1 protein-coding gene is annotated in these 17,024 nt (G+C 73.5%); it reads right to left on the bottom strand.

Annotated elements, in window-relative coordinates:
* Window positions 1-180: 180 nt before the first annotated feature.
* Window positions 181-16,917, bottom strand: coding sequence for a non-ribosomal peptide synthetase (locus tag OG429_RS28715; RefSeq protein WP_328928132.1), 16,737 nt, complete (start codon window positions 16,915-16,917; stop codon window positions 181-183).
* Window positions 16,918-17,024 lie beyond the last annotated feature (107 nt).

Below are 17,024 nucleotides of genomic sequence, written 5' to 3'. Positions count from 1 at the left end.
CGGACCGGGTAAGCACGTGAGGTGCACTTCCGACAGTGGAGCAGGCTCCACCAATGAACGGGGGGCAGAGGGTAATGCCCCCCGTCGATTCCCTGCCTAGTCTTCTCTTCGAGAACAAAAAGGGCTCCCCGGCCCGCAGCGCGCTCAATCCCCCGCGAGCGCCTGCGGGCCGGGGTTTTTTCATGACCTCGGCGTGACGCTGCCGGCGAGGTCGCGGAGCAGGTCGCCGAGCCGGGCCGTGAACCGCTCGATGTCGGCGCGTTCGTGGACGGCCGTCGCGTACGAGACCCCGACCGTCAACCGGTCGCCCTGGACCCCGCACACCACGTCCAGGAGGTGGGCGCGCACCCCGGCTCCGCCCTGCGCGGCGGAGGTGTCCTCCAGCAGGCTCCCGTAGAAGCCGGGGTCGAAGCCGTCGGACCTGCCGACGTAGTTGAAGCTCACGTCGGGCAGCGGGCGGCCCAGCGGTGCGTCCGCGCGCAGGTGGCGCAGGACTCCGTAGCCCAGGCCCTTGTGCGGGACCGCCCGTAGCCCGCGCTTGACCGCGGCGACGTACGGCCGCCAGTCCTCGCCGCCCGGCACGTCCCAGGCGAAGGGGAACAGCGTCGTGAACCAGCCGACCGTGCGCGACAGGTCGGCGCCCTCGACGACCTCCTCCTCACGGCCGTGGCCCTCCAGGGCGACCGCCACCCGGTCCTGGCCGCTCCACCCGGCCAGGGCCCGGCCGAGCGCGGCGAGCAGCACCTCGTTGACCCGCGCCCGGTGGGCGCCGGGGACGGTCTGCAGCAGCGCCCGGGTGGTCCCGGCGTCCAGCCGCAGCGAGACGGTGTCCTCGAAGTCCGCGGTGTTGGCCGGGGAGCCGGAACCCGGCAGGCGCGGTACGCGCTCGGCCTCCCGCCAGTAGGGGATCTCCTCGTCGAAGCGGCCGGCGGCGGCGAGTCCGGTGAGCTTCCCGGACCACTCCTGGAAGGAGGTGGTCCGCTCGCCCGGTTCCGGCCGCTCCCCCGCGGCGATCAGCCCGTAGCAGCGGGCCAGGTCGGCGAGCAGGACGCCCCAGGAGACCACGTCGGTGACCAGGTGGTGGGCGACGAGGGCCAGGCGTACCGGCAGGCCCGCCCCCTGGTCGAAGACCAGGGCCTTGAGCAGCGGTCCGGCGGCGATGTCCAGGCCTTCGTGGGCGGCGGCGAGGTGCCGGGCCATCTCGGCCTCCCGCTCGGCGGGGTCCTCCTGGAAGAGGTCGTACCAGGTGAACCAGTTGCCTTCCTCCCGCTCGACGACGGTCTGCTCCCAGCTGCCGTCGCCGCCGCGGGTGTACCGCGAGCGCAGGCCGTCGTGGTGGTCGTACAGCGCGGCGACGGCCGCCCGCAGGGTCGCGCGGTCGGGCCGCTCGGCGAGTTCGGCGTACGCGGACATCGTGAAGCGGTCGTGGGAGCCGCGTTCGCCGTCCAGGAACCAGCGCTGGACGGGCGTCAGCGGTACGGATCCGGTGACGGGTCCGGTGACGGCGGGCCCGCCCGCCGCGCCGGGCGAGCCCGCCAGTTCGGCCAGGCCCGCCACGGTCGGCGCGGCGAAGAGCTGCCTGGTGGAGATCGCCAGCCCGGCGGCCCGGGTCCGTGCGACGACCTGGATGCTCAGGATGGAGTCGCCGCCGAGCTCGAAGAAGTTGTCGTGGACGCCGACCTCTTCGAGGCCGAGCACGGCCTTCCACACCTCCGCCAGGGTGATCTCGCGCTCCGTGCGCGGGGCGGTGTACGAGGCCGCGCGCGCCGGGAGTCCGGGCGCGGGCAGCGCCCGCCGGTCCACCTTGCCGTTGGGGTTAAGCGGGAGCGCGTCGAGCGTCACCCAGGCCGCCGGGACCATGTACGGCGGCAGGGAACGGGCGGCGTGCTCGCGCAGCGTGTCGGGGTCGGGGAGGGAGGCGGGGTCGTCCCCGACGACGTAGGCGACGAGCCGCTTCACGCCCGGCTGGTCCTCGCGGATCTGGACCAGGGCCCGGCGCACGCCCGGGTGGGCCGCGAGCACGCTCTCGATCTCGCCGGGCTCGATGCGGAACCCGCGCAGTTTGACCTGGTCGTCGGCGCGGCCGGTGAACTCCAGCTGCCCGTCGGGCAGCCAGCGCACCAGGTCTCCGGTGCGGTACAGCCGCTCCCCCGGTGCGAACGGCGAGGCCAGGAAGCGGCTCGCGGTGAGCGCGGGCCGGCCCAGGTAGCCCCGGGCGACGCCCGCGCCGGCGACGTACAGCTCGCCGGGGACGCCGGCCGGTACGGGGCGCAGCCGGGCGTCGAGGACGTAGACGCGCGCGTCCTGGTTGGGGCGGCCGATGGGCACGGCGCTGCCGGGCACGAGGCGGTCGCTAATGGTGGCGGAGATGGTGATCTCGGTGGGCCCGTAGGCGTTGAACATGGCGCGGCCGGGCGCCCAGGCGGCGACCAGCTCGGGCGGGCAGGCCTCGCCGCCCACCACCAGGGTCCGCAGGTCCGGCAGGGGGGCCGGGCCGGCCCCGGCCAGCGCGGCCGGCGGGATCATGGCGTGCGTGACCCGCTGGCGGCCGAGGACCTCGACGAGGTCCTCGCCGAGGACCCGGCCGGGGGCGGGCAGCACGAGGGCGGCGCCCGCGGACCAGGCCATCAGGATCTCCATGACCGAGGCGTCGAAGTTGGCGGACGCGGCCTGGAGCACCCGGGAATCGGCGGTGATCGCGAAGCGGTCCGCCTGGGTGGCGGCGAAGGCGGCCACGCCTCGGTGGGTGACCAGGACTCCCTTGGGCACTCCGGTGGAGCCGGAGGTGTAGATAAGGTAGGCGCCCGCGTCCGGCAGGGGCGGGCCGGCCGGGTCCGGCGCGGCGTCGTCACCGGTGGCGGGGGCGTCGACCAGGAGCGCGGGCACCGCCGAGGTGTCGAGCAGGGCGGCGTTGTCCGCGTCCGTGACCACCAGGGCGGCGCCGGAGTCGGTGAGCATGAACGCCCTGCGGTCGGCCGGGTAGTCGGGGTCCAGCGGCAGGTAGACCGCACCCGCCTTCAGCACGCCGAGGACGGCGGTGATCCAGTCGGCGCCGCGCGGCAGGCAGACCCCGACGACGGTCTCGGCGGTCACGCCCGCGGACCGCAGCCGCCGGGCCAGGGACGCGGCGCGGCCGTCGATCTGGGCGTAGGTCCACCGCGCGGTGTCGGTGACGACGGCCGTCGCCTCGGGCCGCAGCGCCGCCTGCCGCTCGAACAGCGCGTGCAGGGCGGCCGGTTCGATGCCCGAGTCGGTGGCGTTGCGCTCCTCGGTCAGGGTGCGCCGTTCGGCGGCGGACAGCAGGTCCAGGTCGGACAGGGCGCGTGCCGGGTCGTCGGCGAGGGCGGTCAGGACGGTGAGCAGGTGGCCCGCCATCCGGCGGATGGTCGCCGCGTCGAACAGGTCGGTGTTGTAGACGAGGTGGGCGTGCAGGGCCCCGTCGGCCTCGCCGAAGTCGAAGGTGAGGTCGAAGGGGGAGGTCCAGGACCGCAGCGGGTGCTCGGTCCAGCTGACCGACCCGCCGCTGTCGCCGTCGGCCGCCGCCGGGCTCTCGTAGCTGATCACCGCCTGGACGAGGGGGCTGCGGCTGGGGTCGCGTTCGGTGACGACGGCGTCGACGACCCGGTCGAAGGGCGTCTCGGCGTGCGCGAAGGCGTCCAGGACCGTGCGGCGTACGGAGGCCAGCAGCTCGGCGCCGGTCGCGTGCTCGTCGATCCGGGTGCGCAGGGGGAGGGTGTTGACGAAGAAGCCGACGACGTCTTCCAGTTCGGCCCGGTCGCGGCCGGAGGTGACGGTGCCGAGGACCACGTCGGGCCGGCCGCTGTAGCGGGCCAGCAGCAGCTGGGTCGCCGCGGTCAGGCCCATGAACAGGGTGGCGCCCTGCGCGTGGCAGAGGTCGGTGAAGCGGGCCAGGAGCTCCACCGGCACGGCCACCTGCTCGCTCGCGCCGCGCGTGGTGCGCTCGGCCGGGCGGGGCCGGTCGGTGGGCAGCTCCAGCACCGGCGCGTCGGCGAGCTGCTCACGCCAGTAGCCGAGGCCCGCCTCCAAGGCCGGCGGTGTCAGCCGTTCGCGCTGCCAGCGCGCGAAGTCGGCGTACTGCACCGGCGGGGCCGCCGGGGTGCGGCCCGCGTACAGTTCGGCCAGCTCCCGGGTGATCACGTTCAGGGACCAGCCGTCGGTGACGATGTGGTGCATGGACAGGACCAGGATGTGGTCCTCGTCGGTGATCCGGACGAGGGTGGGCCGCAGCAGCGGTCCGCGGCGCAGGTCGAAGACCTCGCCGAACAGGGAGCGGACGAGGGCGTCGACGCCGTCGGGGGCGCACTCGGCCACCGGCAGCGGGACGGGGGCGGGCGGGTGGACCACCTGGACGCCGTGGCCGGCGGCCGCGGCGAAGGTGGTGCGCAGCGACTCGTGCCGGGCGACGAGGGCATCGAGCGCCCGGCGCAGCGCGGCCGGGTCCAGCGGGCCGGTCAGCCGCAGGGCGGTGCCGGAGTTGTATTCGGTGCTGTCCGGGTCGAGGTCGGCCGCGAACCACATGCGGGCCTGCGCGTACGACAGCGGCAGGGCGCCGTCGCGGGCGGTGGGCACGACCGGGTCGGCGGGCGCGGCCGCGGCCCCGGCGAGTGCGGCGAGCCCGGCGACGGTGGGCGCGTTGAACAGCTCGCGCACGCTGGTGTCGTAGCCTGCGGCGCGCATCCGGGAGACGGCGCGGGTGCTGAGGATGGAGTCGCCGCCGAGTTCGAAGAAGTTGTCGTGCACCCCGACGCGTTCGGCGCCCAGTACCTCGGCCCAGACGGCGGCGATGGCCGTCTCGGCCTCCGTACGGGGGGCGGTGTAGGCGTCGGTGAGCGCGGCCGGGTCGGGCGCGGGCAGGGCGCGCCGGTCCACCTTGCCGCTCTGGTTGAGCGGGAAGGCGTCGAGGAGCATCCAGGCCGTCGGGACCATGTAGTCGGGCAGGGCGTCGGCGGCGTAGGCGCGCAGCCGCGCCGTGTCGAGTCCGGCGCCGCCGACGACGTACGCGACGAGCCGCTTGACGCCGGGGCGGTCCTCGCGGGCGACCACGACGGCCTGGGTGACCTCGGGGTGGCGGGCCAGGACGGTCTCGATCTCACCGAGTTCGATGCGGAAGCCGCGGACCTTGACCTGGTCGTCGCGCCGGCCGAGGAACTCCACCGTCCCTTCGCGGGTCCAGCGGACCAGGTCGCCGGTGCGGTACATGCGTGTCCCGGTGAACGGGCAGGCCACGAAGCGGCCGGCGGTCAGGCCGGGCTTGCCGACGTAGCCGCGGGCGAGGCCCGCGCCCTCGATGTACAGCTCGCCGACGACTCCGGCGGGGACCGGGCGCAGGGCCGTGTCGAGGACGAAGGCGCGCGCGTTGCCGACCGGGCGGCCGATCAGCGGCCGCTCACTGCCCTGCGCCGTCCAGGTCAGCGAGTCGCAGGTGCATTCGGTGGGCCCGTAGAAGTTGTACGCGGCGATCTCGGGGTGGGCGCGCAGGGTGTCCCAGATCTGTCCGTCGACGGCCTCGCCGCCGAAGACGATCACGCTGGGCACGTGGACCGGGTCCTCCAGCAGGCCGTCGGCGATCAGCTCGCGCAGGTACGTGGGCGCCTCGTCGATGACGTCGACGCGCCGCTCGCGCAGGTAGTCGCGGAAGGCCCGCAGGTCGATGTGGGTGTCGTGGTCGACGGTGTGCAGCTGGTGGCCGCCGACCAGCCAGAGCAGGGCGACGCAGGAGGCGTCGAAGGAGATCGACGCGGTCTGCGCCATCCGCAGCTGGCGGCCCCGGGAGGCGGGTTCGAACATGCGCCGGCGGTGGTGCGCGAAGAGGTTGCGGAAGGCGCCGTGCCGGATGAGCGTGCCCTTGGGCAGGCCGGTGGAGCCGGAGGTGTAGATGACGTAGGCGAGGTGGTCGGCGGTCAGCGGCGGTACGGGACCGGGCGCCTGCGGGGCGAGGTCCTCGTCCGCACCGCGGTCCAGGGTCAGCAGGGTGCCGGCGTAGTCGGCGAACCGCTGCGCGAGGTGTTCCTGGACGAGCACGGTCGCCGTACCGGAGTCGGCCAGCATGTGCCGTACCCGCTCGGCCGGGTAGGCGGGGTCGATGGGCAGGCAGGCGGCCCCGGCCTTCAGGATGCCGAGCAGGGCGACGACCACGTCCGCCCCGCGTTCGGCGCAGACGCCGACGACCGTGTCGGGTCCGGCGCCCTGGGCGCGCAGACGGTGGGCGAGGCGTCCGGCGGCTCGGTCGAGTGCGGCGAAGGTGAGCCGCTCCTCTCCGTCGACGAGGGCGACCGCGTCGGGGGTGCGGGCGGCCTGGGCGGCGAACAGCTCGGGCAGCAGCGGTTCCGGGACCGGGGCGGCGGTGTCGTTCCAGCCGTGCGTGAGGGTGTGCTCCTCCTCGGCGCCCAGCATCCGGACGGCGGACAGGGGCTTGTCCGCGTCGGCCATCTCGCCGAGTACGCGGACCAGGTGGGCGCCGAGCCGGTGGACGGTGGCGGCGTCGAAGAGGCCCGTGTTGTAGTTGATCACCATGGCCAGGGAGCCGTCGCGGTCGGCGAAGTCGACGGCCAGTTCGAACTGTGCGGTGTCCACCTCGAAGGGCTGGTCCCGCCAGGTCAGGCCGGCGCCGGTGGCGGGCCGCGGGGCGGTCTCCATGCTGACCAGTGCCTGGACGAGGGGGCTGCGGCTGGGGTCGCGCTCGGTCACGACGGCGTCCACGACCCGGTCGAAGGGGATCTCGTCGTGGGCGAAGGCGTCCAGGACGATCTCGCGGACGTCGTCCAGCAGCGCGGCGACGCTGCGCCGCTCGTCGATGCGGGTGCGCAGGGCGACGGTGTTGACGAAGAAGCCGATCAGGCCCTCCAGTTCGGCGCGGGAGCGGCCGGAGGTGACGGTGCCGACGACGACGTCCTGCTGGCCGCTGTAGCGGGACAGCACCAGCTGCACCGCCGCGACCAGCCCCATGAACAGGGTCACGCCGCGTGCCTTGCACACCTCGGCGAAGCGGTCCACGGCCTCGGCCGGGACGTCGATGTCCGCGAGCGCCCCGGCCCAGGTCCGCTCGGCGGGGCGCGGCCGGTCCGTCGGCAGTTCCAGCACGGGTACGCCGGCCAGCCGCTCGCGCCAGTGCGCGACTCCCGCCGCGAGGGCGTCCGGGGTCAGGTTCGCACGCTGCCAGGCGACGAAGTCGGCGTACTGGACGGCCGGTTCGGGCAGTTCGACGCCCTGGTAGAGCTGGTCGAGCTCGCGGACGGCCACGCCCATCGACCAGCCGTCGGTGATCATGTGGTGCATCGCGAGGACGAGGACGTGCTCCTCCTCCTCGACCCGCAGCAGGGTGGCCCGCAGCAGCGGTCCCGTGCGCAGGTCGAAGACCCGGCCCAGGGCGGCGCGGATGCGGCCGGGCAGCTCGGCGGCCGTGCAGGCGGCCACCGGCAGGTCGACGGGGGCGGGCGGGTGGATGACCTGGACGGCTTCGCCGTCGGCTTCCGCGAAGGTGGTGCGCAGCGACTCGTGGCGGGCGACGAGGGCGTCGAGCGCCCGGCGCAGCGCGGCCAGGTCCAGCGGACCGGTCAGCCGCAGGGCGCCGCCCGAGTTGTACTCGGTGCTCTCCGGGTCGAGTTCGGCCGCGAACCACAGGCGGGCCTGGGCGGAGGACACGGGCAGTGCGCCGTCACGGGCGACCGGCACGACCGGGCCGCGGGTGTCGGGGAGATCGGTGGCGGTCTCGATCCGGGTGGCCAGGGCGGAGACGGTGGGGTGGTCGAAGAGGGTGCGGACGCTGGCCGCGTAGCCGGCCCGGCGCAGCCGGGAAACGGCCTGGATGCTGAGCAGCGAATCGCCGCCGAGGTCGAAGAAGTCGTCGTCGGCGCCGATCCGGCCGGCGCCGAGCAGCTCGGCGAAGACGGCGGCCACGGCACGCTCGGCCTCGGTGGCGGGCGCCACGTACTCCCGTACGAGGGCGGACAGGTCGGGGGCGGGCAGGGCTGCCCGGTCGACCTTGCCGTTGGCGTTGAGCGGGAAGGCGTCGAGGACCACGCAGACGGCGGGAACCATGTACTCGGGCAGCGAGCGGCCCGCGAACTCCCGCAGCTCGGCGGGGTGGACGCCGTCGGCGACGACGTAGCCGACGAGCCGCCGGCTACCGGGCCGGTCCTCGCGGACCATGGCCACGGCCTGGGACACGCCCGGGTGGCGGGTCAGCGCGGCTTCGACCTCACCGGGCTCGATGCGGTGGCCGCGCACCTTGACCTGGTGGTCGGTGCGGCCGAGGAAGGCCAGCTGCCCGTCGGCTCCCCGGCGGACCAGGTCGCCGGTGCGGTACATGCGCCCGCCGGTGAACGGGTTCGCCACGAAGGCGGCGGCGGTCAGGCCGGGCCGGCCCGTGTAGCCGCGCGCCACTCCGGGCCCGGCGAGGTACAGCTCGCCGGCGGTGCCGTCGGGCACCGGCCGCAGCCAGGTGTCCAGGACGAACGTGCGGGCGCCGTCGACGGCGCGGCCGATGGGCGGGGTGACGGTGGCCGGGTCGAGGGGGTCGCTGAGGGTGGCGGCGACCGTGGTCTCGGTGGGCCCGTAGGCGTTGACCAGGATCCGGCCGGGCGCCCAGCGGGCCGGGATCTCGGCCGGCATCGCCTCGCCGCCGGAGACGAGGGCGCGCAGGTGCGGCAGCGGTACGTCGGGCAGGGTGGAGATCGCGGCCAGCGGCAGCATGGCGTGGGTGATCCGCTGCTCGTCGAGGAGCCGGGCGAGGGGCTCGCCGACGGTGTGTTCGGGTCCGGCGAGGACGAGGGCGGCACCCGCCGTCCAGGCGTTGACGAGGTCGCCCATGGCGACGTCGAAGCCGGGGGAGACGCTCTGCAGGATGCGCGAGTCGCCGTCGAGGTCCAGGGCGCGGACGTGGGACGTACCGAGGTCGCGCAGGCCGCGGTGGGACACGGCGACACCCTTGGGGGTGCCGGTGGAGCCCGAGGTGTAGATGACGTAGGCGGCCGCGTCCGGGTGGTCGGGGCGGGCCGGGGGCACTGGGCTGACGGGCGCGCCGAGCGCCAGGAGGTCCGCGGCGTTCAAGGCGGGCGCGGTGTCGGCGTTGCCCAGGATCAGGCCTGCGCCCGCGTCGGCGGCCATGAAGGCGAGCCGCTCGGCGGGGTGGGCCGGGTCGAGGGGCAGGTACACGGCGCCCGTCTTGGCGACGGCCAGGAGACAGACCAGCCAGTCCACTCCGCGCGGCAGGCTGACGCCGACCACCGTCTCGGGGCCCGCGCCCACGTCGGCGAGCCAGTGGGCCAGGCCGTTGGCGCGGGCGTCCAGCTCCCCGTACGACAGTTCGGTGCCGTCGCAGACGACGGCGAGCGACTCGGGGCGCCGGGCGGCCTGGGCCTCGAACAGGCCCGGCAGGGTCACGGTCTCCCGCGGCCCGGCGGCGGTGGCCGCCGCCGCGGCGAACCGGTCGCGCTCGGCCTCGGTGAGCAGCGGGACGCGGGCCAGCAGCTCCTCCTCCAGCAGGGCGCGGACCAGCGCGGCGAGACGCCCGGCCAGCCCCCGCGCGGTGGTGTCGCCGAAGACCCGTGGGTCGTAGGACAGGCGCAGGGAGACGCCCGGGGCGTCGCCACCGACGAGTTGACGGCCGGTGAAGGCGGTCAGGGAGAGCGGGTAGTCGCCGCCCTGGACGGCGGCCTCCGCCTCGGTGACGGCGAGGCCGTGGCGGGCGGCGAGGTCGTCGTCGACGGGGTAGTTCTCGAAGACGAGGACGCTTTCGAAGAGCCGGGTACCGGGCGGCAGGTCGGCGAGCGAGGTCAGCTCGGGCAGGGAGAGGTACTCGTGCGCCCGGGACTGCCACTGCTCTGCCTGGAGCTGCTGGAGCCAGTCGGCCACCGGCGTGGCCGGGTCGAGGACCGTACGGACCGGCACGGTGTTGATGAACAGGCCCAGCGTGCCGTCCGCGTCGGGCAGTTCGGCGGGGCGGCCGGAGGTGGTGGCGCCGAAGACGATGTCGCGCCGGCCGGTGCAGGCGGACAGGAGCAGCGCCCAGGCACCCTGGATCACCGCGTTCACGGTGAGCCGGTGGCGGCGCGCGAACGTACCGACGTCCGTGGCGAGCGTGCCCGGCAGATCGACGTCGAGGTGGCGGATGCCGTGCGCCGGTCCGGTGCCGGGTACGGCGTCGGGTGCGGCCGGGAGGGTGAGCGCGGTGTCGTACCCGCGCAGGACGGAGCGCCAGTGCGCGCGGTCGGCGGCGGTGTCGCGGGAGGCGAGCCAGGCCAGGTAGTCCCGGTAGGGGGCACGGTCCTGGGGGCGGCCGCCCGCGTAGCGGGTGAAGACGTCGTCGAGCAGCTGGGGGGTGCTCCAGCCGTCGAGGAGGAGGTGGTGGAAGGTCCACACGAGCTGGACGCGGCCGCCGCCGAGATCGGCGAGGGACAGGCGCGTCAGGGGCGCCTCGTCGAGGCTGATGCCGTGGAAGTCGGTGGTCCGGCGGTCCTGGAGGCGTTCGGCGCGTGCGGCGGCTCCGAGCGCCGTCCAGTCCTCGGTGTGGACGGGGATCTCGACGCGCTCGTGGACCAGCGCGGCCGGTTCGTCGGCCTGTTCCCAGACGACGGAGACGCGCAGGGCGTCGGAGGCGTTGACGGCCTCCTGCCAGGCGGCGGCGAGCCGGTCGATGTCGAGGACGCCTTCGAGGACGAAGGACATCTGCTCGACGTAGGCCGTCCCGGAGGGGTCTTCCAGGGAGTGGAAGAGCAGGCCCTGCTGCATCGGGGAGAGCGGGTGCACGTCGGCGATGCCGCGCCCGTCGCCGATCACCCGGTCGACGGTGGCCTGGTCCCAGGCGACGAGCGGGAAGTCCGACGGCGTCCGGCCGCCCACGCCCTCGCTCAGGCAGTACGCGACCGCCTCGCGCAGGGTGTCGCGGTAGTGCGCGGCGAACTCCCGGGCTCGGGCCGGGCCGTGGCCGTGGTCGTGCTCGGAGGCCGGGTGGTAGAGGTCGATGCGCAGGCGGCCGTCCTCGACCCGGCCGACGACGTCCCAGACGTGGGGGCGCTCTTCGGCGGGGGCGTGGTCGTTCTCGGCCGGGAGCATGCCGGCGAAGACGTCGGGGTGGCCGCCCGCATCGAAACGGCCGAGGTAGTTGAAGCTGACCTGGGCCGGATCGGCGAGATCCGCACCGTGCAGGTGGCGCAGGGCGCCGAAACCGATGCCCCGGTCGGGAATGGCACGGAGTATCTCCTTCGTCGACCGGATCTGCTCACTCCAGTCACCGCTCGCACCGAGCGCGACCGGATAGATCGACGTGAACCAGCCGACCGTACGCGAAACGTCCGCCCCGATCACCGACTCCTCACGGCCATGGCCCTCCACGTCCACGACGACGCGGCCACGGCCGGTCCAGGAGCCCAGGGCGCGGCCCAGGGCGGCCAGGAGGATGTCGTTGACCTGGGTCCGGAAGACGGCGGGGACCTTGTGGAGGAGGGCCTCGGTCTCTTCCGGGGACAGGGTGACGGTTTCGATGGCGGATGCGGCCACGGTGTTGGCGCCGGCCGGCACGTCGAACAGCGGCCCGGCGCCGTCGACGACCGAAGCCCAGTAGTCCAGCTGACCCGAGAAGTCGTGCGCGGCGAGCTTCGCGGTCCACGCCGGGAACGACAACGACACCGCATCCAGCTCCACCTCACGCCCGGCCACCAGCTCCCGATAGGCCAGCGCGACGTCCTCCAGAAGGATCCGCCACGAGACACCGTCCACCACCATGTGATGCACCGCGACCAACAGCCGGTCCCCGCTCAGAACGGCCCGCACCAGCGGCCCGCCCTCAAGCCGGAACGACTCCTGAACCACCCCCTCCACATCCCGCTCGACGACCACCACACCCGGCTCACCCGCCGACTGCCGCCAGCCCTCCGCCGTGTCCGCGAAACGGACCCACAGCCCCTCGTGATGCGACAGCACCACCGACACGGCCTCCGACAGCACACCCACATCGACACCCTCGGCGACCTTCACATGCATCGACATACCGAAGTGATCCGGCGCCACCGGATGCGTCTCCAGGAACCACTCCTGCACCGGAGACAGCACCACCGGACCGGACACAACCTCCACCGCACCCACAGCAGACGCCTCACCCACCACAGCAGCCACACCCGCCACGGTCTGCCGCACCAGCACATCCTGCGGAGAAACCACCAGCCCCGCCCGCCGCAACCGCGACACCACCTGAATACTCAGGATCGAATCGCCACCCAGCTCGAAGAAGTTGTCCCGCACACCCACCCGCTCGACGCCCAGCACCTGCGCCCACACCTCAGCCACCACCCGCTCCACCTCGGAACGCGGAGCGACATACCCCTTCGAAACAGCCGCACCCAGATCAGGCTCCGGCAACGCCCGCCGGTCCACCTTCCCGTTCGCCGTCAACGGGAACGTACCCACCACCACGAACGCCGTCGGAACCATGTAATCCGGCAGCGACTTGGCAACGAACTCACGCAGACCCACCTGGTCCAGACCGTCCCCGACGACGTACCCGACCAGCCGCTTCACTCCCGGCCGGGCTTCGCGCACCGTCACCACGGCCTGCTGCACGTCCGGATGCGCGGCCAGCGCCGACTCGATCTCACCGATCTCGATCCGGAAACCACGCACCTTGACCTGATGGTCGGCCCGCCCCACGAACTCCAGCTGTCCGTCGGCCAGCCACCGCACCACGTCACCGGTCCGGTACATCCGCTCCCCGGCTCCGAAGGGCGAGGCGACGAAGCGGCCCGCGCTCAGCCCGGGATGCCCCACGTAGCCGCGGGTCAGTCCCTCACCCGCGATGTAGAGCTCCCCCGCGACGCCGGCCGGCACCGGCCGCAGCCAGGAGTCGAGCACGTAGGCGCCGGTGCGCCCGATGGGCGAGCCGATCGGCACGGACGCGCCCACGGAGGCGGCGTCGACGGGGTGGACCGCCGCGAAGACGGTGGTCTCGGTGGGCCCGTACCCGTTCACCAGCCGTACGTGCGGCAGTCGTTCGAGCACGGTCCGGCAGTGCTGCGGGGCCAGCGCGTCGCCGCCCGCCATCAGCAGCCGGAGCCCGGCCAGCATGGTCACGTCCGTGTCGACCACCTCGTGGAACAGGCCGGCGGTCAGCCAGGCGACCGTCACCCCGTGGTGGCGCAGCAGCGCGCCGAGTTCCTCGACCGACAGCACGCGGGCGGCGGACACCACGAGCGCGGCGCCGTTGGCGAAGGCGCTCCAGATCTCCAGGGCGCTCGCGTCGAAGGACAGCGTCGCGAACTGGCCGACGACGTCCGCCGCCGTGGTGGCGAGCCGAGGGTCGCGGGCCACGCGCAGCACTCCGGCGTGCGGCAGCACGATGCCCTTGGGCCGGCCGGTGGAGCCGGAGGTGTAGAAGACGTAGGCGCCGTTCTGCGGGGTGAGTGCGACCTGCGGCGGTCCCTGCACGTGGATGGAGCAGACGGCGGCGCGCTCCTCCAGTTCGTCGAAGAGCAGCACCGGCGCCTCGGCGCCGGGGATCGTATCGCGGGTCGAGTCGTCGGCCAGCAGCAGTTCGACCCCGGCGTCCCGCGCCATGTACGCGAGGCGCTCGGCCGGATAGCCGGTGTCGAGCGGTACGAAGATCCCGCCCGCCTTCAGTACGGCGAGCAGCGCCACGATCGGCTCGGCGCCGCGCGGCAGGCAGACCCCGACCCGGGTCTCCGGACCCACCCCGTGCTCGCGCAGCGCGTGGGCCAGGCGGCTCGTGCGCACGTCCAGTTCGCCGTACGTGAACTGCTCCTCACCGCAGACCAGCGCGACGGCGTGCGGGGCGCGGGCCACCTGCTCGGCGAAGACGTCCGTGAGGACGGCGCCGGCCGGTCCGTCGGCGCCCTCGGCCCAGTCGCCGAGGATCACGGCGCGCTCGGGCGCGGAGAGCCGGGGGATGCGGGAGAGCGGCTGCTCCGGCTGGTCCGCGAGGGCGCCGAGGACGGCGGCCAGGTGGTCGGCCATGCGGTGGATGGTGTCGGCGTCGAACAGGTCGGTGTTGTAGTTGAGGGACAGCCGCATGCCGTCGGCCTGCTCCCAGAACTCCAGGGTCAGCTCGAACTGCGCGTCCTGGCGCGGAAGGTCGGCCGCCTCGAAGCCCAGCCCGCGGACTCCGTCCGCCTGCCAGGGGCGCTTCTGGAGCACCATCATGGCCTGGACGAGGGGGGTGCGGGAGGGGTCCCGCTCGGTGACGACGGCGTCGACGACGCGGTCGAAGGGGACGGCCGCGTGCGCGAAGGCGTCGAGGACGGTCTCGCGTACGGACGCCAGCAGCTGCGTGCCGGTCGCGGCCTCGTCGATCCGGGTGCGCAGGGCGAGGGTGTTGACGAAGAACCCGAGCAGGTCCTCCAGTTCGGGCCGGTCGCGGCCGATGGTGGCCGTACCGAGGACCACGTCCCGCTGGCCGCTGGTGCGCGCCAGCATCAGCTGGACGGCGGCGGTCAGGCCCATGAAGAGGGTGGCGCCGCGCGTCCGGCAGGCCTCGGCCAGCCGGTCGAGCAGGGCGGCGGGCAGGTCGAGGGCGTAGGTGCTGCCGGCGCGGGTGCGGACGGCGGGGCGGGGGCGGTCGGTGGGCAGATCCAGTACGGGCGCGTCGGCGAGCTGCTCGCGCCAGTAGGCCAGGCCGCCCTCGTCCAGGGCCCGGGGGGTCAGCGTGGCGCGCTGCCAGACGGCGTAGTCGGCGTACTGGACGGGCAGTTCGGGCAGGGATTCACCGGCGTAGAGGGCGGCGAGTTCCCGGGCCAGGACGTTCACCGACCAGCCGTCGGTGACGATGTGGTGCATCGAGAGGATCAGGAGGTGCTCGTCGGGGGCGGTGCGCAGCAGGGTGGGACGCAGCAGCGGTCCGGTGCCGAGGTCGAACGGGGTCCGCAGTTCGGCGTCCATCACGGCGGCGGCCTCGGCGGCGGTGGCCTCACGGACGGGCAGGGCGACGGGGGCGGCGGGGTGGATGATCTGCACGCCCTGGCCGTCGACGGTGGCGAAGGTGGTACGGAGCGACTCGTGGCGGGCGACCAGCTCGCCGAGGGCGGCTTCGAGCGCGGCGACGTCGAGGTCACCGCGCAGGCGGACGGCGCCGCCGGTGTTGTACTCGGTGCCCTCGGGGTCGATCTCGGCGGCGAACCACATCCGGGCCTGCGCGAACGACAGCGGCAGGGCGCCGCCGCGGGCGGCCGGCGACGGTCCGCCCGCGGCGCGCCCGGTGTCGGCCTGCGCGGCGGCGGCGAGCGCGGCGGTGGTGGGGCGGTCGAACAGATCGCGGACGCTGATGTCCACTCCGGTGCGGCGCAGTCGTGAGGCGGCCTGGACGGCGCGGATGGAGTCACCACCGAGCCGGAAGAAGTGATCGTGGACACCAACCCGGTCGAGCCCCAGCACCTCCGCGAAGACCCCGGCAACCACCGCCTCACGCTCATCACGCGGAGCGACGTAAACCTCCGCCAGATGCGACAGATCCGGCTCCGGCAGCGCCTTGCGGTCCACCTTCCCGTTCGCCGTCAGCGGCAGCACATCCAGCACCACACACACCGCCGGAACCATGAACTCCGGCAGAGACTTGGCAGCGAACTCACGCAACGCCTCAGCACTCACACCCTCACCGACCGCGTACGCGACCAGCTGCTTCGTACCCCGCGCATCCGCCCGCACCACCGCAACGGCCTGCGACACCGAAGGATGCGCCGCCAAAGCCTCCTCGACCTCACCCAGCTCCACCCGGAACCCGCGCACCTTGACCTGGTCGTCCGCCCGGCCCACGAACTCCAGCACACCCTGCGACACCCACCGCACCACATCACCCGTGCGGTACATCCGCTCGCCCGAACCACCCGGCACCGCCACGAACCGGCCCGCCGTCAGACCCGCCCGACCCCCGTACCCATGCGCCAGACCAATACCCGACACATACAACTCACCCTCGACACCCACACCCACCGGCCGCAGCCCACCGTCCAGCACGCGAAGCCGCGTATCCGGAGTCGGGCCACCCAGCAGGACGGGGCCTTCGACCACATGCGAGGACGCCGTGATCGACGATTCCGTCGGACCGTACACATTCACGAGCCGTACATCGGGCACCTCGTCCAGGACCTTCCGGCAATGCCGCGGCGACAGCGCGTCACCACCCGACATCACCAGACGCACACCCGAGAACACCGACACATCCGCATCCACCACCTCGTGGAACAACCCCGCCGTCAGCCACAGCACACTCACCCCGTGCGCCCGCACAAACGCACCCAGCTCATCCACCGACAGCATCCGCTCAACGGAAACAGCCAACGCCGCACCATTCAGCAGCGCATTCCACATCTCCAACGCACCCGCATCAAAAGACAACGTACTCAACTGCGAAACCACATCATCCGGACCCAGCCCGAAATTCGGATCACGCACCACCCGCACAAAACCCTCATGCGGCAGCACCACACCCTTCGGACGCCCCGTCGAACCCGACGTGTAGAACACATACGCCGCACTCTGCGGAAACACCCCCACCACCGGCGCCGACCCCGGCCGGCCGGAGACATCGGTGACCGCGAGGAGTGCGGGCGCGCCCGCCCGGCGCATCACGTCCGTCGTGGAGGCGTCGACCAGCACGGCCGACAGTCCGGCGTCCGTGACCATGAACTCCAGCCGGTCGACGGGGTATTCGGGGTCCAGCGGGACGGCGGCGGCGCCGGCCTTCAGGACGGCGAGGAGCGCCACGACCGGCTCCACACCGCGCGGCAGGCAGACACCCACCCGCGATCCGGGCACGATCCCCTGCGCGAGCAGCTCGTGGGCGAGCCGGTTCGCCCGTACGTCCAGCTCCGTGTAGGACACCCGCTCGCCAGCACACACCACGGCGGGCGCCTCAGGCGTCCGCGCCACCCATTCCGCGAAGATCTCGGTAATCACCACTCCACCGAAACCGGACACCCGGACCACTCCCCCACGCATAGAAAACCCAATCGATCAGCAATCGAGCACACCATCAACAAGGCGCCCGGCACAACGAACTAAAG

Source organism: Streptomyces sp. NBC_00190, from assembly GCF_036203305.1.
In the GTDB taxonomy this organism is placed as follows: domain Bacteria; phylum Actinomycetota; class Actinomycetes; order Streptomycetales; family Streptomycetaceae; genus Streptomyces.
Note: the sequence above shows the minus strand (reverse complement) of the source record. Positions and strands in the feature narration are given on the sequence as shown.